The sequence below is a fragment of the Gammaproteobacteria bacterium genome (assembly GCA_028819075.1).
In the GTDB taxonomy this organism is placed as follows: domain Bacteria; phylum Gemmatimonadota; class Gemmatimonadetes; order Longimicrobiales; family Gaopeijiaceae; genus BD2-11.
On the sequence record JAPPMM010000049.1, the window covers coordinates 95,413 to 119,175 of the forward strand.

The window sequence follows — 23,763 nt, forward strand, 5'->3', positions numbered from 1 at the left end:
TGCAAGACAGTCCATTACTAAATCATAACATAGCTCGTCACGGGCCAGCCAGAAGCCGGAATACCCTTCGCAGGAAGGGTACCTGCGCGCGGAAGAGGTTGTCGGGGAGGTAGCTCTAAGGCACGATCTAGTATATCACCTCGTCACCTGTTTCATCGAGTATTCCTCCCTTGCTGTCGCCCCACATGAAGTGCACGAACAAACCGGTGAGCGCTCCAACGAGGACAGTCGTCACGGCTGCGGTCTTCCTCCGGTCGAGGACCCGTTCCTCTATGCCTTGGATCTCATCCCGTCCGATGATGATCCGCTGTTGTAGGTACGGCGATCCCAAGCCGTTCTCAAACCGATTCGTCGACTCGTGCCGCGAGAGCAGGTGTAACTGCCTCCCTGCGGCTTCGACCACTTGTCCCTCGACGGTGCTTCGAGCATCGCCCAGGCTGACCGTAAGGCGCGCCACTCCGGGAGGGGTCAGGTGTGCGCGAACCGTAGTGCCAGGTGAAGCCGCGTCAGGGGCGATCGCCCGATAAGAGTGACAGCCCGAACTCGCCGCAAAGCAACCCACCGCGAGTATAACCGAGACCAGCTTTGAGCCGATCCTTGCAGCCATCGTCGCCTACCTTCAGCCGCGGAAGTTATCGGCAATATTGTTATTCGTTTCAATCTCACGCTGCGGAATCGGGATGCAAACGTCCTGCTCCCGACTCACGCCGTGCCGTTGCGCGACCTCCTCCGGGATAAACTCCAGGGGGTGTAGCTCGCCCGGCGTGCCCTGCTCCCTCCAGCGGCGCAGATCCCCGATGCGTCTCCCCTCCATCCACATCTCTATGGCCCGCTCTCGCTTGAGCCACTTCCAGGCCGACTCCAGATCGGTAATCGGGAAGGGTTCGAGCGGCGTGCCACCCTCGTGGCCGCCACCGTGTACGCTCGTGTTCTCGGTGATCAGCTCGGCCCTGCGGCTGTTGATGATGTCCCTCGCGGTCTGCCAGTCACTCCTAAGTTCAAGGCCCACCTCCGCGATGATGAGCTGCATCTCACGGTAGCTCGTCACAGGGATCGTGAGATTGCGCATCGCCGTCCCGTCCCGGGAGTCGAAGTCCGTGTAGGCCGCCGGCGTTCTGGGCACGAAGAACTTCAGCGGATACTGGAAGGGGACGTCCCCCCAGGTCAGAGGCCTGGGCGTCTCGCCGGTGGGGTAGTTGGGGTCGAAGCCCCACGCGGCGCGCGGATCGCCGGTGTCCAGGTAGTACTCGTCGAAGAGAGTCATCCAAGTGGTGATGCCTCGCACGGCGGCACCGGATATCTGCGTGACCCAATACCAGCTCGGAGAGTTCTCGCTGTAGTAGTGGACGCCCCACTCGAAGCCCATGGGAATCCGCTGCGCGTCCGCCTCCGCCTCCGCGTAGTTCTGGAGGTGCAGGTGCGTGGACGCCCTCCCGCCGTACGCAGCCATCTGCACATCGCTGCCCGCGGTCGCGATATTCGCCGCCGAGGTAAACTGGCCGATGGCGCGAGTCAAATGCGTCTTGTAGTCCTCCGGTGGTCCACCGTTAAAGACGGCGTGGCACATGTACTCGCCCAGGATCCGGTTCGCGTAACCGGTCCAGAGGTACATCTGGGCCAGCAGCTCGTTGGAGGACGCCGCAGAGCCGAGAACGGCCTCCACACGCTCGATGGCCTGCTCGCCCACCCAACGAGCCTGTTGCAGCTCCCCGAATCCGGCTTCCTGGTCCCCAATGTCGACCGGGGATCCAGGCGAACCGGCGCTGCCGATCTCGTACTCGTGATTGAGATTCGTGTCGCCCGCAGGCTGGATCTGACGGGCCCGCGCGTCGCCGCTCTCGGCGAAATCCTCGAACCCGTTTGCGAGCGCGCGCTCGATGCCGTTCACCAGTGCCAGCCAAGCTCCGGGGTCGTCCGTAGCACTGTCCTGCAGGGGCCCGGGATTGATCACGTCGAAGTCGCATCCTGACAGGCCCAGACAGACCAACAACGTCGCCGCGGCCACGCAGCCGGGAAGCGAAACCCCCCTGTGATTTCTCGTAGTCATGGGATCGCTCCCCGCTTAGAAGGTTGCTCGGAGTGAGATCACGAAGCTCGACGACGGTGGGAGTTGCTCCCCAATCTGCCTGATGATGGGGCTGCCGTTGATCTGGACCTCGAGGCTTTCCGGGTGACCGGTCCTGAGCTCCCTCTTCGTCCAGTACCAGAGGTTGCGGCTGGACACTGTGAGCATCGCCGAGCTGGTCCCCGGGACGAAGCGGCCGACGGGTACAGTGAGGCTGATGTCACGCAGCTCGAAGTAATCGCCGGGGTTGACGAACTTGCCGTACACGCCGCTCTCGATGCACTTGGCCCATTCCCAGGCGTAAAGCTCCTCCTCCTGGCCCGAGTCGAACTTATCGTGCGCGTCCCAGCACATCACCATGTCCAGCCCTCTCCCCAGAGCCGCCGTCTCCGCGATGTTGTTGATCCAGAAGCCACCCTGGTATTCACCTCGCCCCGAGAGCAGAATGTCCCCCGGGAGCCTGAGCGTCATGTTCGGCGATAGGCTGAGCGTGGGCCAGTGCGGACCCATGATCGTGTCGTCTGCGTAGATCGGCTTGGCCTTCTCCCAGTAATTCGTGACCCAATTGGTTCTGATCACGGGCACGGGTTGGCCCTCCTCGATCCACGCCTGGTAGCGAACCGTGCTGGCTGGAGCGAAACGAGGTGAGCCTCCCAGGCTCAAGACTTCGCTGTGGTTCGTCGAGGCCATCAGGCCTACGTTCCAACCGAACGTCTGGTAGTTCAGCACCTCGGCGTCTATCAGCAGCTCATGACCCCAGTTCTTCATCTTGCCCACGTTCTTGAGCTGGGGGCTCCAGTCGCCGTTGGACAAGGGTTCCTGAACCGCGAAGAGCGCGTCCGAAGTCGTCTGGCTGTAGTAGGTGTAGTCGAACCTCAGCCGCCCGTTCAGGAACGCGGCATCGAACCCGAGCTCGATCTCAGCAGTGCGCTCGGGGCCCAGATCAGCGTTCCCGAGATTCTCCGGAAGGAGTGCCGGACGGTTGAGGCCGTAGCCGACCGGATCCCACGTACGCACGGCGTCAAAAGCCCCGGGAGCACGACCCGCGTGCCCGTATGCCGCACGCAGCTTCACGTCAGCGAAGTCGCTTGGCCAGAAGTCCTCGTCCGATAGGACATAGGAAAGGCTGGCCTTCGGGTATGGCTGTAGCCCGAACGACTGGCCGAACGCGCTGTTGCCGTCGACGCGTAGACCCAACGTCAAGAAGTAGCGGTCCCGAAAGTCCAAGAGGTTTTGTAGGAAGAACCCCCCCGTGATGACGCGTAGCCTGCTCTCTGCCGCGCTGCGACGGGCCGTGCTCGACACCGTGAATTCGCCCGGCCCAGGGAAGTCGAACCCTTCGGCCCTGACGTCCTGCTCGTCGGTTTCCACGCCCTGCGCGCCCACCGACATTGTGGACCGCCACTCCGAGGCCAGGTCCCACGTCAGCGAGCTGACGAAGTCGAAGCTCTTAGTGACGGTTTGGTTGACCTGTCGCTCCCGGCTGCCCTTCTCGGCGTCCGCGAAGCGCCAGCCGTAGGGTATCTCGAACTCCCCTCGTAGGTCGGCAAGGTCGTAGCCGACGGTCAGGCGGTTGGACCAGTTGGGAATAGGATCGTACTGGGCGGTCAGTCCGCTGATGAAGCGACGAGTGCTCCGAGGAGCGATTCGGTCGAGCATCGTCCGAAGTGTCGCTTCATCCCGCGATGTGGGGCCCCAGTACTCCTGGTTGGTGACCATGACGGTACCGGTGACGTTGTTCCCTTGCCGGGTGTTCACAACGTCCTGGGACATCATCGAGCTGTTGAACTGAAGGATCAGATTCTCCAGAGGCCTGAAGCTCGCATTGCCCCGTACACTCCACGACTCCTCCTTGTCGGTCTCGATCCCCCCGTCACTGTCGAGCATCGAGGCGGAGAGGAAATACCCGAGCTGACCCTGACCCCCCTGCACGGAGGCCGAGTAGCGCTGACGCCAGCCGTTGCGCAGCACGGGCTCGTGGAAGTTGAACGGCTCCCTGTCGCCCTTGTTCCAAGGGCGGAAATAGTTGAAGCCCTGGTCCATCTGGGCCGCCCAGACGGGGGCACCTGTCGAGCCCCTCTTGGTGAATATCTGAATCACTCCCGCGGCCGCCTCGGTGCCGTACAACGTCGTCGCCGCGGCCCCCTTGATGATCTCGATCCGCTCGATGTCTGCCGGGTTGATGTCGTTGAGGGGGCTACCCGAGGTGGCCGGACGGTTCTGCCGACTCCTGGCCCCCAGGGAGTACGGCTCACTCTTGATGCGCACGTTGTCGACATAGATGAGGGGATTGTTGCTCAGCGCGACGCTGACGTTGCCCCTCAGACGGATCTGCGAGCCCGAACCCGATGAACCCGACTGTCCCGCGATGAGGACGCCGGGGGCACGGGCCTGGATAAGGTTGTCGACATTCGCCACTGGTTCAGCGACCTCGGCGATGTTGATTTGAGCGACGGTGTTGCCCACCTCGCGCCGCCGCGCCTGCCCGGCGGTGCCTGTGACGATGATCTCGTCCAGTGCCAGGGCGTCCTCATCCAAGATGAAGTTCGCCTCGACCGCCTGGCCGGCCACCACCGTGACTTCCTGTTCGACTGGCCGAAATCCGATGCGCTCGGTTCTCAGGACGTGCGTCCCGGCCGGGACATTCACGAGCAGATAGCGGCCGTTCTCTTGGGCGAGAGCTCCCACCTGAAGCGTGGGGATATACACCTGTACTGCGTTCACCGGCCTCCAGCGTGCGCGAGCTGGTGACGAGTCCCGTGATGCTACCCACGGTCTGCGCTGCTGCCGACGTGGCGACCAGGATGGAGACAAGCGAGACGAATACGAATAGCGCCCTCATGGGTGCCTCCTTATCCTCAGGAATCCCAAATAACTGAAGCGCTGTCAGGGGAGATTAGCAGCCGATTCACAGCAACGCAAGCGGACTGCCCCCGCCAAGCCTCCGACGGCAACACACGTTGGGATCAGTGTGCTGTGTCAAGCCCTAGCCTGCTTGCGCAATGGGCAGCTAGTGTAGTGCCGCTAAAGCGGTGTTGGCACGAGTGACCTTTGCCAGGATGTCTTTCACGGTGGCGGTCCAGACGAAGGGTTTCGGGGCACGGTTGCGGTCGTTGATATAGCTGGTGATCGCGTGCACGAGCTGGCCGAGGCTGTGGACCGCGAGGCGCTTGAGCTAGCGCTGCGTGAGGTCGGAAAAGAAGCGCTCGACGAGGTTCAGCCACGATGCCGAGGTGGGCACGAAGTGGAAGTGCACGCGGGGGTGCCCCACATCCGTCCCATCTGGCTGTGGTGCAGCCCCATGCACCAGTGCGTCCCGCGCGACGGCTTCTCCTCGAGCGTGCGGCGCACGACCTCGGCCTCCAGTTCGGCCGTGATCCTGCTTCGCGGCCGGCCGGGGGGCCCGGTCTTCGAGCCCCGGGAGACCCTCCTCGTCATACCGGTCCAGCCATCGCTGCACCGTCGGCAGCGAGACGCCGATCTGGCGGGCCAGAGCTCGGCCCGACAACCCGCCGGTCGAGCCCAGGACGATCCGAGCGCGCTCCACGCGCCGCTGCGGGGTCGTGCGGGCTCGAACCCAGCCCTCGAGCTCCTTGCGGTCCCCGGGTCGCAATCGAATCCTTAGCAGTGCAGGCATGCATGGACTTATGCGGCACTACACTAGGCTTGGCGACTCTCGTTTCCAGTTGTTGTCCGTAGGTTCAAGGGAGTCTAGTTCGGCCGAACCAGGTTCACGGCGCTCATCACGTCGCGAACATCGGCTACGACCCCGTGGCGGAAGACGATGATGGCACGCCAGGGCGGCTCTGCACCCGCGCGGCCGATGGGCTCCAGCCTGACCCGGTCGATCCAGCGAACCCGTTCGAGCGCGTCCTCCATCGCGGTGAGTTCGAGCTCCGTACGCGGACCACGGTCCATGTAATAGTTGATGGGCTCGGGGTCGAACGGATGGTTGAGCCTCCACCGGTTCAGGGCCTGATTCACGTCCAGCCAGTTCGCTCCTGTATCGATCAGGTGCTGCGCATGGAAGCGCAGCATCATGTTGTCGTGCTTGGGATCCTTTGCCAGTGCTTCCTGGAGGAGCCGCTCGAACCCATCCAGGTCTCCGCCCCAAAGCGCCTGCATGCTTTCCAGGAACTCCGTGTCGGACTCGCGAGGATTGACTCGCGCGATGACCTCCGTGAGCTCGCGCCCCTCCTCGCTGAACCAGCCCGGCGGGGCGGTGCCGCGCGAGATCAGGTACTCGCGGACGCCCACGACGAGGCAAATCCCGTATATGACGAGCAACAGGCGGTATCGCTGGTACCACATGGCTACAGCCCCTTCTGAACGTTCTTGTCCCGCACCTTCCAGATGAAGGAATCCACGTAATAATGGGTCAGCGCGAAGGCGGCGATCATCGTTTCGGCGAAGAGCGCGTACCCGGCCGAGTAGTCCAGCCCGGCGATATTGAACTGCTCGATGGCCGGATAGGCGGCGAAGTTCACGACACCGAATCCAAACTCGTCCAACGGGCGGTTGATGAGCAGCTGAACGATGAGTGCGTATGCGCCCCCCCCCAGCAGAAACCACTTCAGTCTCCCCTGTCCCACCACGCGACTCCAGAACCCCGGCTGTGAGGTGCCGTGCTCGGACTTCCTTCGAAGGAAGAAATACACGATCACCATGTACTGGACGCCGTGCATGATCCGGTGCGCCACGGCGTACAGGAGGATCGAATTCGTGTGCCAGGCGGCAAAATACCAGAGGAAATAGCTGGACCCGATGAAGGCGTACTTGATGGGGTTGACCTGGTGGCCAGCGGCCGCGGTCCTCCAGACGTGCCAAGCGTAGAAAGCGAGGTAGGTCCCGAACACGACCCAGCTGACCTTCAGGAGAATCTCAACGAAATCGACGGACACCGGGAGCTGCATCCGGTGCAGCTCGCGGATCCACAAGTGCCTGAACATCGGCGCGTTGAGGAACATGGTGGAGTACAGGACCCAGTGCAGCGTCAGGTCCCATCGTCCGGTGGACGGCATGCCGGCCCCGGCCTTGAAGTCGTAGATGCGGCTGAAGCCATGCTGCTGCATGATGCTGTGCTGGTGGTCCCACGCCGTGACCAGCAGAAGCATCGTGATCGGGGCCCAGGTGAGCCCGACGGCCGTGAAGGCGACGATCACCATCGGACCGATGATGAGGCGGTCCTTGAAGCGCGCCAGCTCTTCTGGCACACCGTACGCGCGCACCCACCCGGCGTAGTGGTGAGGAATCGTGATCCACAGGTTGATGGATGCTACCGCCACATACGGGAGCCAGGCCTGGAAGCCCAACGCGATCAAGACGGCGATGAATGGTAAGCCCAAGAACCAGAGCATATCGCCGCGCGGGCTCACGATGTAGCCGGTCTTGAACATGTGTCGGCTCGAACCAGCTGTACGTTGGACGGGTCGATTCCTGACCGACGGTCCAGATAGACAACGCCCGGCAGACGAGGCCGGGCGAGACATGATTCGGGGATGCGGCCGCCGCCCGATCGCGACGCTCCCTCGCCGCCGACCTGTCAGTCTAGTCGATTGCTCGAGGCCGCAGGCACCAGCCGGGCTCAGGGCTTCCGGGACCGAAGACCTCCTCGCTTCGAGCGTCGGCTGGGCAGACGAGGCGTTGACACTCATCAAGTTTAGCCGAGGTCCACGAGTCAAGCAATAATCTGCCGAGCCGTGCGCGAAGCGACGCGCCCACCTGGTGGATCACGTCTCCCCCCAACGTCCCGGTGCGCCAGTTCGTGCTCTCGGTGCCCAAGCGCCTCAGACGCTTCCTCCACCACCAGCCCCGGAGTGCCGGTGCTGGCCTCCACATCCTCCTCCGGGCTCTGCGGGCCACCTCGAGCTTCACGAGCGCAGTCGTTCCGGAGAACGCGGCGAGCCTCAGAGTGGCCGTGAAGGCGGGCTTTGCCGGCGCGGGACAAGCCGAAGTGGTAGCGAAACCGGACCAGGGTGCGCTCGATGAACGCGTAGGCCTGCTGGCGGTCGTGTAGGGTGATGTCGGTCGCCTCATTTCCTTCCAGGAAGGCGCGGACCTCGTCGAGGGTGCGAATCCGGTTGGTGCGAAATGTCATGATCATGCTCCCATGATCTGCCCGCACCCCGCTTCATGCTCACTTGTCGTTGGAAATCAATCGCACGCTCATGCTCACTTGTCGTCGGACAACGCTCTTGCTTGCCTGTCAACGCCGGGACATGCAATTTCTCTGCAGGTGTCTCCGGCGACGGGAATCGTCGGGGAAAGCCGCCGGTTTCAGGAAGTCTTGCACAGGTTCACCAGAAGATTCATCCCCTTCATTCTTCACGGAGGTACTCCATGCGCGCACACCCATTCACCATCGCCCTGATGGCGCTCGCCGTGGTCGGTTTCGCGACTGACGCGGCCGCCCAGGACAGCCCAGCACACGCTCACATGGGACACGTCGCGGACGGGTTCCGCGGCACCCCCGACGGGATGGGACTGCTTCCCGCCGCCATCGCCGAGGCCGAGGTCGCGGCCATGCACGCGGGCCTGGCCGCGCGTGACCTGACCAGCCTCGACGCCATGAAGCGTCACACCGGCCACGTCCAGCATGCCGTCGATCCCACCGTCGTGGAGAACGGCCCGGGCGCCGGCTATGGCGTGAAGCAGGCTGCGACGGGAGCGGCCCGCCACATCTCCATGGCCGCCGACTCCGAAGGCGCGACCGACAACATCCGCACCCACTCGAACCACGTCGCCACGTCGGCCAACAATACGGTCGCGAGGGCGGACCGCATTCTCGAACTGGCTGCCCAGATCCAGGAAGCCGAGTCCGCCGATGCCGCCGCGCCTCTGGTCGAGGAGATGGCGGAAGTGGCCGGTCAGCTCGTCTCCGGGCTCGACGCCAACGGCGACGGTCGCGTGGGCTGGCAGGAAGGCGAGGGCGGCCTCGAGCAGGCCAACGCTCACATGGGCTTCATGAAGCGCGGCGAGGGCATGGGGCGCTGACCCCGACCCTCACTCGCTGAAACACGCGCCCTGCGGGTGACGCAGGTCACGCGCCGGGCAACAGAGAAGGCCCGCCGCCCCTTCCAGGCTGAAGAGGCGGCGGGCCTTTCTAATTCGTGCGGGTCGCGTGTGTACCCGCAGGGTGTGGTCTAGCTTCCGTTCGCCAGCGTCCAGACGAACGCCGCGACGGCCCGGACCTGCTCGTCGTTGATGGGGCTGCCCGCCCGCGGCACCATGGGGATCATGTGCTCCTTGGGCATCGGGACACCCGTGTTGATCAGTTCCACAAACTGGTCGTAGGAAGTGGGATCCTCGATGTTGAGCCAGGTGTCGTCGGTCAGGTTGGGTCCCAGGTTCGGGACTCCCTCGCCAGTCGCGTGGCAGGTGAAGCACAGCGCGTCGCTCGCAAAGAGCGCCCTGCCTTCTTCCACCATCTCTTCAGTCACGCCTTCCGGCAGAGCCTGCGGAATGCCGGACTCGGTAGCCGGCACGGCAGCGGCCATCACCAGCATGCCCGCGGCGACGAGGCCCCATTTTCCATTCGCGATCATCTCTACTCCTCTTCGGTTCACGGTAACTCTCGTGGGGCCTTGGCTCGCGCCCCGGACCGGGCAGGTTCAGCCGTGCCGGTCGTGACTCTCCTCGTATTTGCGCTGTTCGTTAACCCGCTCCCAGGCCTGGGCCTGGTCACGCTTCTTCGCGGCGCGCATCGCCAACTCATGTGTCGAAGAAGACTTGACCTTGGGTACGGACAGAAGCCGCTTCAGGTCGGCGCTCTCGCATGAGGGGCAGGCCGCGGTCTCCTGCCTCAGCAGCAGAACCTCGAACTGCCGCCCGCAATCGTTGCAAACGTACTCGTAGACGGGCATGGCCTCACTCCAATCGCGGCCTCATCGCTGGCATCGCCGTCCATGCACGGAACGGTTCGGCCCCAAGATCATCATCCGCCGCAGTCAACGCAACCGGGGCTTGTTTCCGGACAAGTCCAGACAAGATAATATAGTACGTCGGTCGCGTCGGCAGGGGCATGAAAGCCTTGTCGCCTCGTACCCCGTTCGACATGTATCCGTGCCTGAAAAAAGGCGTAGCCGGAAGGAGAGTATCGCGATGAGAACGGCCCCGAGACTCACGGTTCCGGGTGGTCTGCTGGCGCTTGCCTCTCTGTTCATCCTCGGGCCCTCGACGCTCCACGCTCAACAGGAGGAGGAAGCGCCGGCGCCCGCTGCGAGCGACGAACGGTTCCTGCTCTTCGTTCAGGTCCATATCGAGGTGGTTGAAGCCCGCGAGGAGTTCAACCAGGCAATTGCCGTGGTCCACGACGATCCCGGCAAGGAGGAGCTGCGCTCAGAGATGGACCGGAGGCTCGCGGAGATCTACGAGAGCCACGGGATGTCCGAGGAGGAGTACCAGCTCTTCACCCTCGAGGTCAGCCTGGACCAGGAGCGGCGCGAGGAGTTCGAGCGGTTGCTGGAGGAGATGGGCGGGGCCTGATCGGCAGGACATCATCGGGTACCCCGGAGGGGAGGGTTCAAGGGATGAGCGCGCTCGGGAAGGTGATCGCGGCCGCGCTCGTCGCTGCGCCGGCGGCGGCCCAGGGTACCAACGACCCTTTCCCCCGCCCGATCGAGACCACCGAGGGCGTGATCGTGGTGGACTTCGTGGAGTTCGCGCGGCTGCCCGATGTCGACGGGGCGCCCGCCAGGATGATGCTCCTCGTCGACGAGCCCGGCACGGGTCGCATGTTCGTAAACGACATGCGCGGCCCGCTCTACGCGGTTGGCTACGGCGGCGAAGCGGTTCGGCAATACCTGGACATCAACGATCCGCGTTGGGGGATCGGCGTCCACTCGCGCGGGGGCGAGAGGGGGTTCCAGAGCTTCGCCTTCCATCCGCAGTTCGGAGAGCCGGGAAGCCCGGGATTCGGCCGCTTCTACACTTGGACCGACACCGAGAACACGGATCCCCCTCCCGACTTCACGCCCGCGGGCGGCAACGACTCCCACGACACGGTCCTGCATGAATGGGTCACGCGCGACCCCGGAGCGGCGACCTACGACGGTGGCGCGCCCCGCGAACTCCTCCGGCAGCAGCAGCCTTTCGGCAACCACAACGGCGGCCAACTCGCCTTCAATCCGACCGCGTCGGTCGGAGACCCCGACTTCGGGATGCTGTACGTCGGGTCTGCGGACGGCGGGAGCGGCGGCGACCCGTTGAACCTCTCACAGGACCTGGGCTCGGCGTTCGGGAAGATCCTGCGGATCGATCCCCTCGGGTCGAACAGCGCCAACGGGCAATACGGCATCCCCGCCGACAATCCCTTCGCCGGCGACGGATCCGACGACACCCTCGGTGAGATCTACGCGTACGGCGCCCGCAATCCACAGCGCTTCGCCTGGGATCCGGAGACCGGCAACATGTTCATGGCCGACATCGGCCAGAACATCGTGGAGGAGCTGAGCCTGGTGGAAGCGGGCGACAACCTGGGGTGGAACGTCTGGGAGGGCAGCTTCAGGTTCGTGAGCCGCCAAGAAGTCCGCCTCGAGAATCCGCGCGGCGACCCGGCGTTCCGGTATCCGGTCGCGGAATACGGCCAGCTGGATCCGCTGCTCCAGAGGCAGTCGGCCGCAACCGGCGTCCACGTCTACCGCTACGGGGCGATCCCCCAGCTCACCGGTCTCGTCCTGTTCGGCGACAACCCGAGCGGCGAGATCTTCTACATCAGCGCCGATGAGCTTCCGGACGGGGGGCAGGAGCCGATCCGGAGAGTCCTGCTCAACGACGGCGGCCAGACGAAGACGCTGCTTCAGGTGATCCGAGAGACGAACGCCTCACAGGGGCGCGAGGCCGCGACCCGGGCGGACCTGCGCTTCGGTTCAGGGCCCGACGGTCAGGCGCTGCTGCTCAACAAGCGGGACGGCGTCATTCGCCTGCTGGTGCCCTGACGCCTGACTTGATCCTCAGCAGGACAGGCAGTTGTCGTTGTTGTGCGCGCCCAGGCTCTCCAGCAGTGCCAGCGCCTCGGGGAAGGGCTGGATGCGCTGCACCGGGCCGTTCGCCATGTCCGCGGTGGTCTGACCCCGGCGGCTGACCGCCATCACGTCGGCTCCCCGGTCCGCGAGATAGCGGATCAACTCCACGTCCCCTCTCGCGGCGGCGTGATGGAGGGCGTTGTAACCGTTGTGGTCGCGGGCGTTCACATCGACCCCCAGTTCCTCGACCAGGTATCTGACGGAGGGCAGCCAGCCGTTCGGGGCGTGCCGGTGCGAGTTGCCCGCGTAGCCCTCCCCGTAGCCCACGCCCGAGGCGGCGTGAATCGGGTACACCCCGGGGCCTCCCACCGGGGCCGGCGGCAGCCCGGAGGGATCCTCGGTGTCCGCACCGCGCCTGCGCCGCTCGGGGGGCTTCATGGTAGGGATCGACGGATCGGCGCCGTACGACACGAGCAGCTTCATGGCCTCCACGTCGGTCCCGTAGGCGGCCCGCCAGAAGGGGGTGGCGCCCTGGGTGTCCACCCGCAACAGGTCGAAGGTGTAGGACATGTACCACAGGTGCCGGGTCAGGCGCGCGTTGGGATCGGCACCGGCTTCGAGCAGCGCCTCCATCAGCTCCAGGTAGGTGATCTGCTGCTGCTGATAGGCCTGTTGCTGAGGATAGCGCGACTTCGGGACCCAGTAGGCGTTGATGGTGGCGAACAACGGTGTCGCCCCGGCGTCGCTGGCGGTGCGTGGATCGGCTCCCCGGCCGAGGAGAGTCATGGCCAGGTCGAAGTGACCGTTGATGGTCGCCATGAGCAGCGGGCTGGTGTGGTCGCCGCCGCTCGCGCCGTTGATGTCCGCGCCCGCGTCCAGCAGCGCCCGGGCCGTCTCCACGTGCCCCTCGCGAACCGCGTGCAGGAGCGCCGTCATCCCGCCCTGGGCACCCACCAGCCCCGTGTATCCGGGAAAGGCGTCCGGGGCTACTTCCGCCTCTTCCTGTTCGGATGCGGCCTGGGACCTCGAGGTCTGCACCTCGTGGCCGGCCCGCACCGCGGCCTGCACCTGCTCGGGCGTGGGCCGCCAGGAGCGCGGGTCCTCGGTCTGCGCCCGGAACCCCTCCAGCACTTCGTCCCGCGCCTCCCCCGCCTCCCGGTCGACGGCCGCGAGGTCCACGATGTCCACGACCCGGGTGCGGAGCGTGAGGTCGGCCCCCAGCGCCAACAACGCCCGCACCGCCTCAACCCGGTCGTTGGCCGCGGCGAACATGAGCGGCGTCTGTGCCCGCTCCGACTCTCGGGCATCGACTTCGGCGCCGTGGCGGGCGAGGGCGGCCACCGCATCCGCGCTGCCGGCTCCGGCCGCGAAGTGCATGGCCGTCACGGCGCCGGTCGCGGTCACCGCAAGGGGGTCGCTCCCCGCTTCCAGCAGCGCCTCCACGGCGCCGGCGCTCCCCGCTTTGGCGGCGAGGTGCAGCGGGGTGTAGTCACCGATACGGGTGACGGCGTCGACGGTGGCCCCGGCGTCCAACAGGACGCGCAGCAGGGCGGCGTCGGCCCGCTCCGAGGCCCAGTGCAGCGCGGTCATGCCGTCGCCCTGGGGGAGGTTCACGTCGGCGCCCCGGGCGATCAGTGCCTCCACGGCGTCCGCGTCTCCCCGCATGGCCGCGTCCGCCACCGGCGAGTCGGCGGCGGGGGCGGCCCACAGCAGAAGCGCGACAACTCCTGCGCTCAGCCGGAACCCCCGTCTCCGCAGCGGGGCAATCTGCGGTGCGCGCACTACCGGCTCCCGCCGGAGGGACCGGCAGCGTCGGTCGCCACCGCCGGGTAGCTCAACCGGAACTCGCCCGTGCTGTCGCCGAAGCTGTCCCTGTCGTCGTGCCCCAGGGCGTGCAGCATGCTCAACATCACGTTGGCCATCGGGGTGCCGTCCGGAGCCTTCAGGTGCAGCCCGCCTTCATGGCGCCCGTTCGCGCCGCCCAGCACGATGAGCGGACAGCGGCGATGGTTGTGCAGGTTCCCGTCCGCCATCGGCGAGCCGTAGATGACCATGGTCTTGTCGAGCAGCGTGGCGTCGCCCTCCGTCGTCTCCTCCAGCTTCTGCAGGAGATACGGAAGCTGCCCCGCCTGGAAGGTGTTGATGCGGGCGAAGTCGAGAATCGCCTCCTCGTTGCCCCCGTGATGCGAGGCCGGGTGGAAGGCCTTGTCGATGCCGCTCTCGGTGTAGACCCGCGAAGACGCGTCACGGCCCGTCTTGAAGGAGAACACGCGCGTGACGTCGGACGCGAAGGCCAGCACCTGGATGTCGAACATGAGCTGCATGTGCTCGGTGAAGGAGTCCGGGACTCCGGCCGGCGCCTCGGGCAACTCGCGCGGCTCTCCGCTGGTGTTGCGGTTCTCGATGCCCTCGATTCTCCGCTCCAGCTCGCGGACGTTCTCCAGGTAGCGATCCAGGCGCTGCTGGTCGTCCTGCGCAAGCGCTCGCCTGAGATACGCGACCTCCCCGGCGATCCAGTCGAGAATGCTCCCGTCGGTCCGTCTGCGCGCGGCGCGCTCCTCGGGCGTGCCTCCGGCCCCGAACAGCATCTCGAACGCCACCCGCGGGTCACGGATCATGGGAAGCGGCTCGGTGGACGAGGCCCAGCTGATGGTGTCGGTATAGACGCACGAGTACCCGTACGCGCACCCCCCCGACTGGTCCACGTTCTCGATGCAGAGCTGCATCGAGGGGATCGGCGTGTCCTGCCCGAAGCGCTGCGCGTGGATCTGGTCCATCGACGTGCCGACATAGACGTCCGAGCCCCGCGTCTGCCGTGGATGGGCCTGCGTCAGGAAGACGGCGCTCGAACGGAAGTGGTCGCCGCCGATCTCGTGGGGCATCCTGGCCTCGGCCATCCGCACGTCGGTGTTGCTGATGATGGTGAGGCGGTCGCGGTAGGGCTCCAGCGGAAGCAGCGAACTGGAGGAGAGGTCGAAGTTGCGGCCGGTCGCCTCGGGAGACCACAGGTACTGGGTGGCGCCCCACTCGTTGCAGCCCGCCGCTCCGTGCACCATCTCGATGGCGACCAGGCGGGTGGCGGGTTCGGCCGCCGCGCGCCGTGACCAGACGCCCCCGGCGGGGATCATGGCGTCCAGGAAGGGCAGGGCGACGGTCGCGCCGGCTCCGCGCAGGAAGGTACGACGGGGGATGTGTGTCCCGGTGATGAAGTGCATCTCCACTCTCCTCGGATGGTTCGTCGCCGCTCGGGGGTGGGCAGGGCAGCCGGGTGCGTCTTCCGCCTCCGGCTGCCGGCGCGCCTACCGGTCGGGCGGCTGCGGGGCGCTCTCCGCCAGCGCCTCGGGTACCCTCTTGGATCTGAAGGCGTCGCTCTTCACCACGCCCGCAATGAAGGACGACATCCTGTATTCCTCTTCCGCCGCCTCCGCCACGATGGCGCGGATGGCGGGCTGATCGTAGTACTCGGTCCGGCGGCCCAGCGCGTACGTCATCAGGTTCGCCGTAAACGTACGGATGAGCGGTTCCGGCCGCCGCAGGAGCGCCTCGCGCAGGTCGTCGGGGCTCGCGACCGTGCTGCCGTCGTAGAAGGTGCCCCGCGTGTCGAGCGGCATGCCGTGCTCGCGGATGCGCCACTTCCCGGTCACGTCGTAGTTGTCCAGCGCCAGCCCGATGGGATCCATGAACTGGTGGCAGGCGTTGCACGCCGGGTTGGCACGGTGCTTCTCCATGCGCTCCCGGGTGGTGAGCATGCGTCCGCCTTCCGAGTCCTCGGTCTCCTCGAGGTCCGGGATGCCCGGCGGCGGAGGGGGCGGAGGCGTCCCCAGAAGGACCTCCATGACCCACTTCCCGCGCAGCACCGGCGAGGTGCGGTTCGCCACCGAGGTCAGGGTGAGGATGCTCCCGTGACCCAGCACGCCCCGCCGCTCGGCGCCGGGATACGCCACCTGCCGGAACTGGCTGCCCAGCACCCTGGGGATGCCGTAGTGCCGCGCCAGGCGCTCGTTCACGAAGGTGTAGTCGGCGTCGTACAGATCGAGAACGCTCCTGTCTGCCTCGACCAGGTGGTTGAAGAACAGCTCGGTCTCGCGCAGCATGGCGTCGGCGAGCTGCTGGTCGTAGTCGGGGAACCAGAACTGGTCGGGGCGAACCAGCTCCAGATCCTGCAGGCGCAGCCACTGGCCCGCGAACCGGGGTCCCAGGGAAGCCGCGCGCGGATCGGCCAGCATGCGCCGCACCTGTGCTTCCAGGACCTGGTCCCGTGAAAGCGCGCCTTCCCGCGCCAGCGCCATCAGCTCGTCGTCCGGGGGCGTGCCCCAGAGGAAGAAGGACAGCCGCGAAGCCAGATCCACGTCGCCGATCCGGAAGGTCTCGCCCGGCTGGATGTCGGCCGGCGCCTCCTCCATGCGGAACACGAAGTGCGGGCTCGCCAGGATGGCCGTCAGCGCGGCGCCGATGCCCGCCTCGAAGCCGCCCTCCGCCTCGCCGGTGCGGTAGAAGGCCATGAGCGGCGCGATGTCGCGCTCGAGCAGGGGCCGGCGGTACGCCTTGCCGGCAAGCTCCGTCAGGATGCTGCGCGCGCAGCTCTCGCTCTCCTGCGCCAACTCGGGGCGGCAGGTGAAGATCCGTTGACGGCTCGGGGTCTCCGAGACGCCGGACGCGTCGATGGGCCCGCCGATCACCAGGTCCCGAAGGTGTGGAAGCAGCGTCAACCCGTAGCCGCTGATGCCCGTGTGCCGGTCCGCCAGCGACCATTCGTGGGGCGACATGAGGTCTTCCACCGGTCCCTCCGTGCGCTTGACGAACGCCGCGGTCACCCGCTGCGGCCCGGCGCGCACGAAGACCGGATCCGTGCGCATGGAGATGCCTTCCGGATCGGAAATGTGCATCCACTGGTCCACGTCCAGCAGCGCCACCCGCTCGCCGTTGATCGAGACCTCGAGCTGCTCGAAGCGGGCGATCTGGCCGAAGAAGCCCTCGCCCGTGGTGGTGTGCTCGAAGACGATGCGGAACTGGTAGGTGCCGTCAGCGGGGAAGTGGTGAACCACGCTCACGCCGCCGCGCGTGCCGTAGGGCGCCCCGGGCACCCGCTCGCTCTGGGAGACGTAGCCGGAGACCGTGTAGGTCCGCTCGGCGGGCTGGGCGCCGGGGTTGCCGATGGCCAGGCGGCTGATCTGGTTGGCCGCGTTCATGTACGCGTCGAGGAGCGTGGGCGAGAGCAGCTGCGCCTCGGAGATGTTGTCGAAGTTCGCGCTCTTGGTGTCGGGCGGCAGATAGTCACCGGCGTCGATGCGCAGGTTCAGGAGGTCCTCGATCGACCTTGCGTACTCGGCCTGGTTGAGCCGTTGGAAGGTGCGTCCGCCGGGGTTGGGCGCCTCGCGCGCGGCCGCGTCCATCCTCGCCTCCAGCTCCTCCACCAGCGCCACGAGGGTGTCGCCCGCGGGCCGGGGCATCCCGGGGGGAGGCATCATCCCCGCACGCAGCTTGAGGATCATCTTCTCCGCGGTCTCGGGCCGCGACGGCGCCTGCTCCACGTCGAACCCGGCGAGCGAAAGATTGCCCGTCAGGAGCGCGTCGTTGTGGCACACCTGGCAGTAGCGCTGCACCACGGCGGTAAGGGTGGCTGGCGCGATGGAGGTGTGGGCGAAGTCCGCAACCGGCGCGTGGGAAGCTCCGTCCAACGCGGCCCGGCCCGGGGACACACCGGTGTCGGTGACCGTGTCGAGGTCTCCGAAGGTTCCCAGTACAACCGATATCAGGCCCAGCAGTCCGACAGTCGTGACGTTTTTCACCGTGCTTCGCCCGTTGGATGCCGCTGCGTCTTCAGCAGGACTGGCAGTTGTTGTTGTTCAGGGAACCGAACGACTCCAGCAGCGCGATCGCGTCCGGATAGGGCGTGGTGCGCTGGTAGGGCCCGTTAGCCATGTCGGCGGTCGTCTGGCCGATGCGGCTGATCGCCATCACGTCCGCGCCGCGTTCCACCAGGAAGCGGATCATCTCGGTGTCTCCGCGGGAAGCCGCGTGATGCAGCGCGTTGTAGGCGTCGTGATCACGCACGTTCACGTCCGCCCCCAACTCATCCACCAGGTAGCGCATCGCGGGCATCCAGCCGTCGGGCGCGTGGCGGTGGGCGTTGGCCGCGAACCCCTGCCCGTAGCCGACACCGGAAGCCGCGTGAATGGGATAGATGCCCGGGCCGCCGACCGGCACTGCGGGAATCCCCGACTTGTCCGCGCCCGGATCCTCGTCCCAGGCGATGCGGCGGCGCGGAGGCGGTCGCTGCGTCGGCACGCGGTGGTCGGCCCCGTACGCGACCAGCAGCCGCATCGCTGCGACGTCGGCCGCGTAGGAGGCGCGCCAGAAGGGCGTTGCGCCGATCATGTTGACGCTCAGGATGCTCCCGCCGTACTGGGTGAACCAGAGCCGCTTGGAGAGCCGCGTGTTCGGGTCGGCCCCCGCCCGCAGGAGCGCCTCCATGACCTCCATGTGGGTGGCGTGCTGCTGGAGGTGAACGTTGGGCTGGGCGTACCCGGTCTTGGGGATCCACTGCTGGTTGATGGTGGCGAAGAGGGGCGTGCCGCCCGCGTGGTTGGCCAGGTTCGGGTCGGCGCCGCGCTCCAGCAGCGCGAGGGCCATGTCGAAGTGGCCGTTCAGGGCGGCGATGAAGATGGGCGTGGTCCCGTCCGCGCTGACCTGATCGATGTCGCTGCCTGCGTCGAGAAGCGCCTCGACGGCCCCGGCGTGACCCTGGCGCGCCGCGTGCAGCAGGGCGGTCATGCCGCCCATGTGCCCGACCTGCTGCCCCATGGAGAGGGGCTTGGGCGCCTCGGCCGGCTTCTCTTCCTCTTCGCCCTCTTCCTTCTGTTCCTGCGCCGCCCTGGCGGCGAGCTGGGCGTTGATCTGCTGGCGCACTCGGTCCTGTTCGCCGCCGCGGAGCGACTCCTCCAGCTCGACCATATCCACCACCGTGGTGGCGAGCGACGGGTCGGCCCCTCCCGCGATCAGCGCCCGGATCGCCTCCACCCGGTTCTGCGCCGCGGCGAAGATGAGCGGCGTCTGCTCGGCCCGCTGCTCGCGCGCGTCCACGTCGGCCCCGTGCTCGATGAGCGCGGCGACCGCTTCCGCATCACCCGCGGCGGCCGCCAGGTGCAGCGCGGTGGCGCCGCCGCTGCCGGTAGGCGCCGCCGGGTCGCTCCCCGCCTCGAGCAGGGCGCGCACCACCGCCCCGTGGCCCGCCCGGCTGGCCAGGTGCAGTGGCGTGTACTCGGCCATGCGGGTCACCGCCTCCAGGCCGGCGCCCGCGTAGACGAGCATGCGGGCCATTTCGAGGTCGCCGCGGTCGGCCGCCCAGTGGAGCGCGGTCATGCCGTCGCCCTGGGCGGCGTTGACGTCGGCCCCCTGCTGGAGCAGCGCGCGCACCGACCCTTGATCGCCGCGCATGGCCGCGTCTGCGACCGGCGAGTCCGGCGGCGTCGCCGCCGAAACCAGGAGGGCCAGGACCAGGGCGGCCACGAGCGCCCCGGGCCTTCGCGTATCCATTCTCCCCGCTCCCGCTTTCATTCCCTTTTCGCGCATCCTCTCTCTCATCTGCTCTCCAGTGTGCGCGTCATATCCTCGAATACGTGAGTCTCGACGGTCGCCCTCGCGTCCGCCTATCTGCTGGAGCTGCTTGCGTCGGCGGCCGCCACCGCTGGCAGCGACAGTGCGAATTCGCCGGTGCTGTCCCCGAAGTCCTCCAGGTCGTCCAGCCCAAGCTTGTGCAGCATGGTGAGCATCACGTTGGCCATGGGCGTGTCGTCGGGGGCGTGCAGGTGCAGGTTGCCCTCGAGCTGGCCGTTGGCCTTGCCGGCGAGGAACATGGGCACCCGCCGGTGGTTGTGGACGTTGGGGTCGCCCATGGGCGATCCGTACAGCACCATGCTGCGGTCGAGCAGGCTCGCGTCCCCGTCCATCGACTCGTCCATCTTCTCCAGCAGGTACAGCATCTGACCCGTGAAGAACTCGTTGAACTGCTGGAACTTGAGGATCTCCTCGTGGTTGTTGCCGTGGTGCGACGTGGGATGGAACGGCAGATCCAGGCCGCTCTCCGGATACACCCGGTTGGTGGCGTCGCGCGAGAGCTTCAGGGTGAAGACCCGGGTCATGTCGGTCTGGAAGGCCAGCACCTGCAGGTCGAACATGAGCTGCAGATGCTCGGTGAAGGAGTCGGGGACGCCCGCCGGGGCTTCCGGCAGCGCCCGCTCCTGGCCGCTCGCGTTCTGCTCCTCGATCATCTGAATGCGGCGCTCGAGTTCGCGCACGTTGTCCAGGTACTGCTCCAGCCGCACCCGGTCCTCGCCGGCCAGCACCATCCTCAGCTCGGCCACCTCGCCCGCGATCCAGTCCAGGATGCTGCGGTTGGCCTGCCGCCGCTCGGCGCGCGCCTCGGGGGTTCCGCCCGCTCCGAAGAGCATGTCGAAGGCCACCCGCGGGTCGCGGATCATCGGCAGCGGCTCGGTGGGGGAGGCCCAGCTCAGGGTGTCGGTGTATACGCAGGCGTAGCCGTAGGCGCATCCGCCCGCCTGATCCACGTTCTCGATGCAGAGTTGCATCGATGGAATGGGCGTCTCCTGGCCGAAGCGCTGCGCGAACAACTGGTCCATCGACGTTCCCACGAAGACGTCCGATCCCTCGGTCTGTTTCGCGTGCGCCTGGGTGAGGAAGGTCGCGCTCGAGCGGAAGTGATCCCCGCCGATCTCGGGCGAGGTGTAGGCGTCCGCCATGCGCACGTCCGTGTTGCTCACGATGGTGAGGTAGTCCTGGAAGGGGGCGAGCGACTTCATGGCCGTGGGGCTCAGGTCGAAGTCGCGGCCGGTCTTCGCGGGCGACCACAGGTTCTGGGTCGCTCCCCACTCCGTGCACCCGGAGGCGCCGTGCACGATCTCGACGGCGATGAAGCGGGTCTTCTCCAGGTTGGCCGAAGCCCGGGCCCATCCCGCGCCCGCGGGCACCATGGCGTCCAGGAGCGGGAGCGCGAGGGATCCGCCCATCCCGCGCAGGAAGGTACGCCGGTGGATGTGTTTGCCGGTGAGGAAGTTCATCAGTTTGCCTCCCAGGACGTTCAGCCCTTCTTCAGTTGGATGACGTCTCCTCCGTGAGGAGCGCATCCGTACGCTTCATGGAGAATGCGTCGCTCTGGACCACGCCCAGTATGAACGACGACATCCGGTAGTCGTTGGCCTCCGCCTCGCGCGTGATCTCGCGGATCGCAGGCTGGTCGTAATGCATGACGCGGCGCCCGAGCGCGTACGCCATCAGGTTCTTGGCAAAGGCGCGCACGATCGGAATGGGGCGTTTGAGGAGCACGTCGCGCAGGTCGCCCGGGCTCGCCACGGTGGTTCCGTCGTAGAAGGTGCCGCGGGTGTCGAGCGGCATCCCGTACTCGCGCACCCGCCACTCCCCGGTCACGTCGAAGTTGTCGAGCGCCAGCCCGATGGGATCCATGAACTGGTGGCAGGCCTGGCACACCGGGCTGGCCCGATGCTTCTCCATGCGCTCGCGCGTGGTCAGGACCTTGCCCTCCTCGGTGCCTTCGGTGGCCTCGAGCGCCGGAACGTCGGGCGGAGGAGGCGGAGGCGGGGAGTCCAGAAGCACTTCCATGACCCACTTGCCGCGCAGCACGGGCGACGTGCGGTTCGCCATCGAGGTGAGCATGAGGATGCTGCCCTGCCCGAGGAGCCCGCTGCGGCGGTCGTCCGGGTACGCGACGCGCCGGAAGCTGTTGCCTGCGACATCGGGGATGCCGTAGTGGGCGGCGAGCCGCTCGTTCACGAAGGTGTAGTCCGCGGTGAGGATTTCGAGCAGGCTGCGGTCCTCCTGCACCAGATTCTGGAAGAAGAGTTCCGTCTCGCGCCTCATCGCGTCCGACAGCGTCAGATCGAAGTATGGGAAGGTGTAGATGTCCGGCGCCACCTTGTCCAGGTCCTGCAGGCGCAGCCACTGCGATGCGAAGCGGGTCGAGAGCGCTTCGGAGCGGGGATCCGCCAGCATGCGCTGCACCTGTCGCTCGAGTTCATCCTCGTCGTCGAGCCTCCCGCGGCGCGCCGCCTCCATCAGCTCGTCATCCGGAGGAGAGCCCCAGAGGAAGAAGGACAGCCGCGAGGCGACGGCGGCCCCGTCGAGCTCGTATTGCTCGCCGGCGCGCGTGCCCGAGGGCGGCTCCTCGAAGCGGAAGACGAAGTGCGGGCTGGCCAGCAGCGCCTGAAGCGCGAAGCGAATGCCGCGTTCGAAACCTCCCTCATCGGCTCCGATCTCGTAGAAGGCCATCAGGTCGGCGATGTCGCTCTCGGTGGCGGGACGCCGGTAGGCGTCGGTGGCCAGGCGCGAGAAGATGCTGCGGGCGCACGTGGGCGCCTCTTCCGGAGAGGTTGGACGGCAACTGAAGATCTTCTGCCGGCTCGGCGTCTCCGATACGCCCGTAACGTTGTTGGGGCCACGCACCGCGAACTCGCGCAGGTGCGGCACCGTGGTGAGCGCCAGGTCGGGCCAGCCGCTGTTGACGGCGCGGCCGAGAGGCGCGCGCACTTCCTCCACCGGCCCCTCGAAGGTCCTGACGAACGAGGCGGAAACGCTGCGGGGACCGGCGCGCACGAAGATGGGGTCGGTGACCATCTCCCGGCCCTGCTGCTCGTTCTCCGTTCCTCCGCGCAGGTTCACGTCCAGGAGGGCCACCCGCTCGCCGTCGAAGGAGACCTCGATCTTCTCGCCGGTCGCCCTGCCGCCCACGCCGTGGAACTGCATCCAGAACACGTATTCCCCGTCCGCCGGGAAGGTGTGGTTGATGGCGATGCCGCCACGCGACCCGTATGGCGTGCCCTCCACGTGGACGAGCTGCGATGCGCGCTTCTCGACCTTGTAGGCCACCTCCCGCGGCGAGGCCTCGCGGTCTCCGATCGCCAGCCGGCTGATCTCGCTGGCCGCGTTGAGGTACGCTTCGAGCAGCGTCGGCGAGAGCATCTGCACGTCGGCGATGTTGTCGAAGTTGGCGCTCTTGGTGTCCAGAGGAAGGTACTCGCCGGCGTCGATGTCGAGGCCGAGCAGGTCCTTCACCGACTGCGCGTATTCCGCCCGGTTGAGGCGCTGGAAGGTGCGCCCCCCGGGGTTGGGGTTGCGGCGCGCGGCATCGTCTATGGTGTTTTCGAGCGTCTCGGCCAGGGCCAGCAGGGTGTCGCCGGCGGGACGGGGCATGCCGGGCGGGGGCATCATGCCGGCACGCAGCTTGCGGATCATGCGCTCGGCCGTCTCGGCCCTCTGCGCGGCCGCCTCAACCTGGAAGCCGGACAGGGTCATGTTGCCGGTCAGGAGCGCGTCGTTATGGCAGACCTGGCAGTACCGGGCCACAACCTCGGTGAGGGTGGCGGCGGGGAGGTCGGAGTCGGCGGCCGCGTGGTCCGCGGGTGGTGCCGGAGCGGGAGGGGCGTCCGTGAACAAGCCGCTTCCGCTCGCCCCGATCATCAGGGCGACGCCCAGGACGGCCGTGGCGCCAGAGAGTGCATTCATTCCGTGGCCTCCGGATCGCGGACATGCGCCACCAGGCCGGCCCGCCCGGACGACGCAAACCACCCAGTCGGACCGGCCTGATCTCGCAGGTCGGAGATGCAGACAATTTCCTACGACTAACATAGGTTTCCACAGACGGGTTCGCCACCATGCGCGGGCCGGAAAACAGAGAGGCGGGTGCAGGATGTTCAACCAATTCGT

Annotated in this window: 17 protein-coding genes and 2 pseudogenes; 3 read left to right on the plus strand and 16 right to left on the minus strand. The window is 66.8% G+C overall.

Going from position 1 to position 23,763, the window contains the following annotated elements:
* Positions 1–127: 127 nt before the first annotated feature.
* The 8 genes and pseudogenes from OXU32_13520 to OXU32_13555 all read right to left on the minus strand — a co-directional run bounded on the left by OXU32_13520 (position 128) and on the right by OXU32_13555 (position 8,162).
* A complete protein-coding gene (locus OXU32_13520) occupies positions 128–607 on the minus strand; it encodes a hypothetical protein (GenBank protein MDE0074972.1) in 480 nt (159 codons plus the stop codon).
* Positions 608–619: 12 nt separating this feature from the next.
* On the minus strand, positions 620–2,047 hold the full coding sequence (locus OXU32_13525) for a RagB/SusD family nutrient uptake outer membrane protein (GenBank protein ID MDE0074973.1): 1,428 nt from the start codon (positions 2,045–2,047) through the stop codon (positions 620–622).
* A 15-nt stretch (positions 2,048–2,062) separates the two neighbouring features.
* Positions 2,063–4,789 (minus strand): TonB-dependent receptor, encoded by a 2,727-nt coding sequence (locus OXU32_13530; GenBank protein ID MDE0074974.1) that lies wholly within the window; start codon positions 4,787–4,789, stop codon positions 2,063–2,065.
* A gap of 286 nt (positions 4,790–5,075) precedes the next feature.
* Positions 5,076–5,330: pseudogene (locus OXU32_13535) on the minus strand (IS630 family transposase).
* Between the two features lie 132 nt (positions 5,331–5,462).
* Positions 5,463–5,702: pseudogene (locus tag OXU32_13540) on the minus strand (helix-turn-helix domain-containing protein).
* A 74-nt stretch (positions 5,703–5,776) separates the two neighbouring features.
* Positions 5,777–6,376 (minus strand): hypothetical protein, encoded by a 600-nt coding sequence (locus OXU32_13545; protein ID MDE0074975.1) that lies wholly within the window; start codon positions 6,374–6,376, stop codon positions 5,777–5,779.
* 2 nt (positions 6,377–6,378) lie between these two features.
* Positions 6,379–7,461, minus strand: coding sequence for a hypothetical protein (locus OXU32_13550; GenBank protein ID MDE0074976.1), 1,083 nt, complete (start codon positions 7,459–7,461; stop codon positions 6,379–6,381).
* Positions 7,462–7,742: 281 nt separating this feature from the next.
* On the minus strand, positions 7,743–8,162 hold the full coding sequence (locus tag OXU32_13555; protein ID MDE0074977.1) for a hypothetical protein: 420 nt from the start codon (positions 8,160–8,162) through the stop codon (positions 7,743–7,745).
* 242 nt (positions 8,163–8,404) lie between these two features.
* On the opposite strand from OXU32_13555, the gene OXU32_13560 reads away from it, so the two are divergent.
* Entirely contained in the window at positions 8,405–9,058 is a 654-nt protein-coding gene (locus OXU32_13560; protein ID MDE0074978.1) for a hypothetical protein, read from the plus strand.
* A 149-nt stretch (positions 9,059–9,207) separates the two neighbouring features.
* On the opposite strand, the gene OXU32_13565 is transcribed toward OXU32_13560, so the two are convergent.
* Together OXU32_13565 and OXU32_13570 are read right to left on the minus strand one after the other, a co-directional pair.
* Entirely contained in the window at positions 9,208–9,630 is a 423-nt protein-coding gene (locus OXU32_13565) for a c-type cytochrome (GenBank protein ID MDE0074979.1), read from the minus strand.
* 45 nt (positions 9,631–9,675) lie between these two features.
* Complete coding sequence (locus tag OXU32_13570) at positions 9,676–9,927, minus strand: zinc ribbon domain-containing protein (protein ID MDE0074980.1); 252 nt, start codon at positions 9,925–9,927, stop codon at positions 9,676–9,678.
* Positions 9,928–10,165: 238 nt separating this feature from the next.
* Here OXU32_13570 and OXU32_13575 point away from each other — a divergent pair, with 238 nt between their 5' ends.
* Positions 10,166–10,549 carry a hypothetical protein gene (locus OXU32_13575; protein MDE0074981.1) on the plus strand — a complete coding sequence of 128 codons (384 nt, stop codon included), beginning with the start codon at positions 10,166–10,168 and terminating at the stop codon, positions 10,547–10,549.
* A 44-nt stretch (positions 10,550–10,593) separates the two neighbouring features.
* Positions 10,594–12,000, plus strand: a complete 1,407-nt coding sequence (locus tag OXU32_13580) for a PQQ-dependent sugar dehydrogenase (protein MDE0074982.1) — start codon at positions 10,594–10,596, stop codon at positions 11,998–12,000.
* A 15-nt stretch (positions 12,001–12,015) separates the two neighbouring features.
* Here OXU32_13580 and OXU32_13585 read toward each other — a convergent pair whose 3' ends face one another.
* The 6 genes from OXU32_13585 to OXU32_13610 all read right to left on the minus strand — a co-directional run bounded on the left by OXU32_13585 (position 12,016) and on the right by OXU32_13610 (position 23,562).
* Positions 12,016–13,809: an ankyrin repeat domain-containing protein gene (locus OXU32_13585; GenBank protein MDE0074983.1), complete on the minus strand. Its 1,794-nt coding sequence runs from the start codon at positions 13,807–13,809 to the stop codon at positions 12,016–12,018.
* Positions 13,809–15,242 carry a DUF1552 domain-containing protein gene (locus OXU32_13590; protein ID MDE0074984.1) on the minus strand — a complete coding sequence of 478 codons (1,434 nt, stop codon included), beginning with the start codon at positions 15,240–15,242 and terminating at the stop codon, positions 13,809–13,811. Before OXU32_13590 ends, OXU32_13585 begins: the two co-directional genes overlap by 1 nt.
* A gap of 84 nt (positions 15,243–15,326) precedes the next feature.
* Positions 15,327–17,816 carry a DUF1592 domain-containing protein gene (locus OXU32_13595; GenBank protein MDE0074985.1) on the minus strand — a complete coding sequence of 830 codons (2,490 nt, stop codon included), beginning with the start codon at positions 17,814–17,816 and terminating at the stop codon, positions 15,327–15,329.
* 31 nt (positions 17,817–17,847) lie between these two features.
* Positions 17,848–19,563 carry an ankyrin repeat domain-containing protein gene (locus OXU32_13600; protein ID MDE0074986.1) on the minus strand — a complete coding sequence of 572 codons (1,716 nt, stop codon included), beginning with the start codon at positions 19,561–19,563 and terminating at the stop codon, positions 17,848–17,850.
* A gap of 113 nt (positions 19,564–19,676) precedes the next feature.
* Positions 19,677–21,104 (minus strand): DUF1552 domain-containing protein, encoded by a 1,428-nt coding sequence (locus tag OXU32_13605; GenBank protein ID MDE0074987.1) that lies wholly within the window; start codon positions 21,102–21,104, stop codon positions 19,677–19,679.
* Positions 21,105–21,135: 31 nt separating this feature from the next.
* A complete protein-coding gene (locus OXU32_13610) occupies positions 21,136–23,562 on the minus strand; it encodes a DUF1592 domain-containing protein (protein MDE0074988.1) in 2,427 nt (808 codons plus the stop codon).
* Positions 23,563–23,763: the final 201 nt, after the last annotated feature.

What these genes read in the sequence shown, in the direction of transcription:
- OXU32_13600 (MDE0074986.1), bottom strand. Translation starts at nt 19,563, where the DNA reads ATGGATACGCGAAGGCCCGGGGCGCTCGTGGCCGCCCTGGTCCTGGCC.
- OXU32_13610 (MDE0074988.1), bottom strand. Translation starts at nt 23,562, where the DNA reads ATGAATGCACTCTCTGGCGCCACGGCCGTCCTGGGCGTCGCCCTGATG.
- OXU32_13525 (MDE0074973.1), bottom strand. Translation starts at nt 2,047, where the DNA reads ATGACTACGAGAAATCACAGGGGGGTTTCGCTTCCCGGCTGCGTGGCC.
- OXU32_13605 (MDE0074987.1), bottom strand. Translation starts at nt 21,104, where the DNA reads ATGAACTTCCTCACCGGCAAACACATCCACCGGCGTACCTTCCTGCGC.
- OXU32_13570 (MDE0074980.1), bottom strand. Translation starts at nt 9,927, where the DNA reads ATGCCCGTCTACGAGTACGTTTGCAACGATTGCGGGCGGCAGTTCGAG.
- OXU32_13545 (MDE0074975.1), bottom strand. Translation starts at nt 6,376, where the DNA reads ATGTGGTACCAGCGATACCGCCTGTTGCTCGTCATATACGGGATTTGC.
- OXU32_13520 (MDE0074972.1), bottom strand. Translation starts at nt 607, where the DNA reads ATGGCTGCAAGGATCGGCTCAAAGCTGGTCTCGGTTATACTCGCGGTG.
- OXU32_13550 (MDE0074976.1), bottom strand. Translation starts at nt 7,461, where the DNA reads ATGTTCAAGACCGGCTACATCGTGAGCCCGCGCGGCGATATGCTCTGG.
- OXU32_13590 (MDE0074984.1), bottom strand. Translation starts at nt 15,242, where the DNA reads ATGCACTTCATCACCGGGACACACATCCCCCGTCGTACCTTCCTGCGC.
- OXU32_13580 (MDE0074982.1), top strand. Translation starts at nt 10,594, where the DNA reads ATGAGCGCGCTCGGGAAGGTGATCGCGGCCGCGCTCGTCGCTGCGCCG.
- OXU32_13560 (MDE0074978.1), top strand. Translation starts at nt 8,405, where the DNA reads ATGCGCGCACACCCATTCACCATCGCCCTGATGGCGCTCGCCGTGGTC.
- OXU32_13555 (MDE0074977.1), bottom strand. Translation starts at nt 8,162, where the DNA reads ATGACATTTCGCACCAACCGGATTCGCACCCTCGACGAGGTCCGCGCC.
- OXU32_13575 (MDE0074981.1), top strand. Translation starts at nt 10,166, where the DNA reads ATGAGAACGGCCCCGAGACTCACGGTTCCGGGTGGTCTGCTGGCGCTT.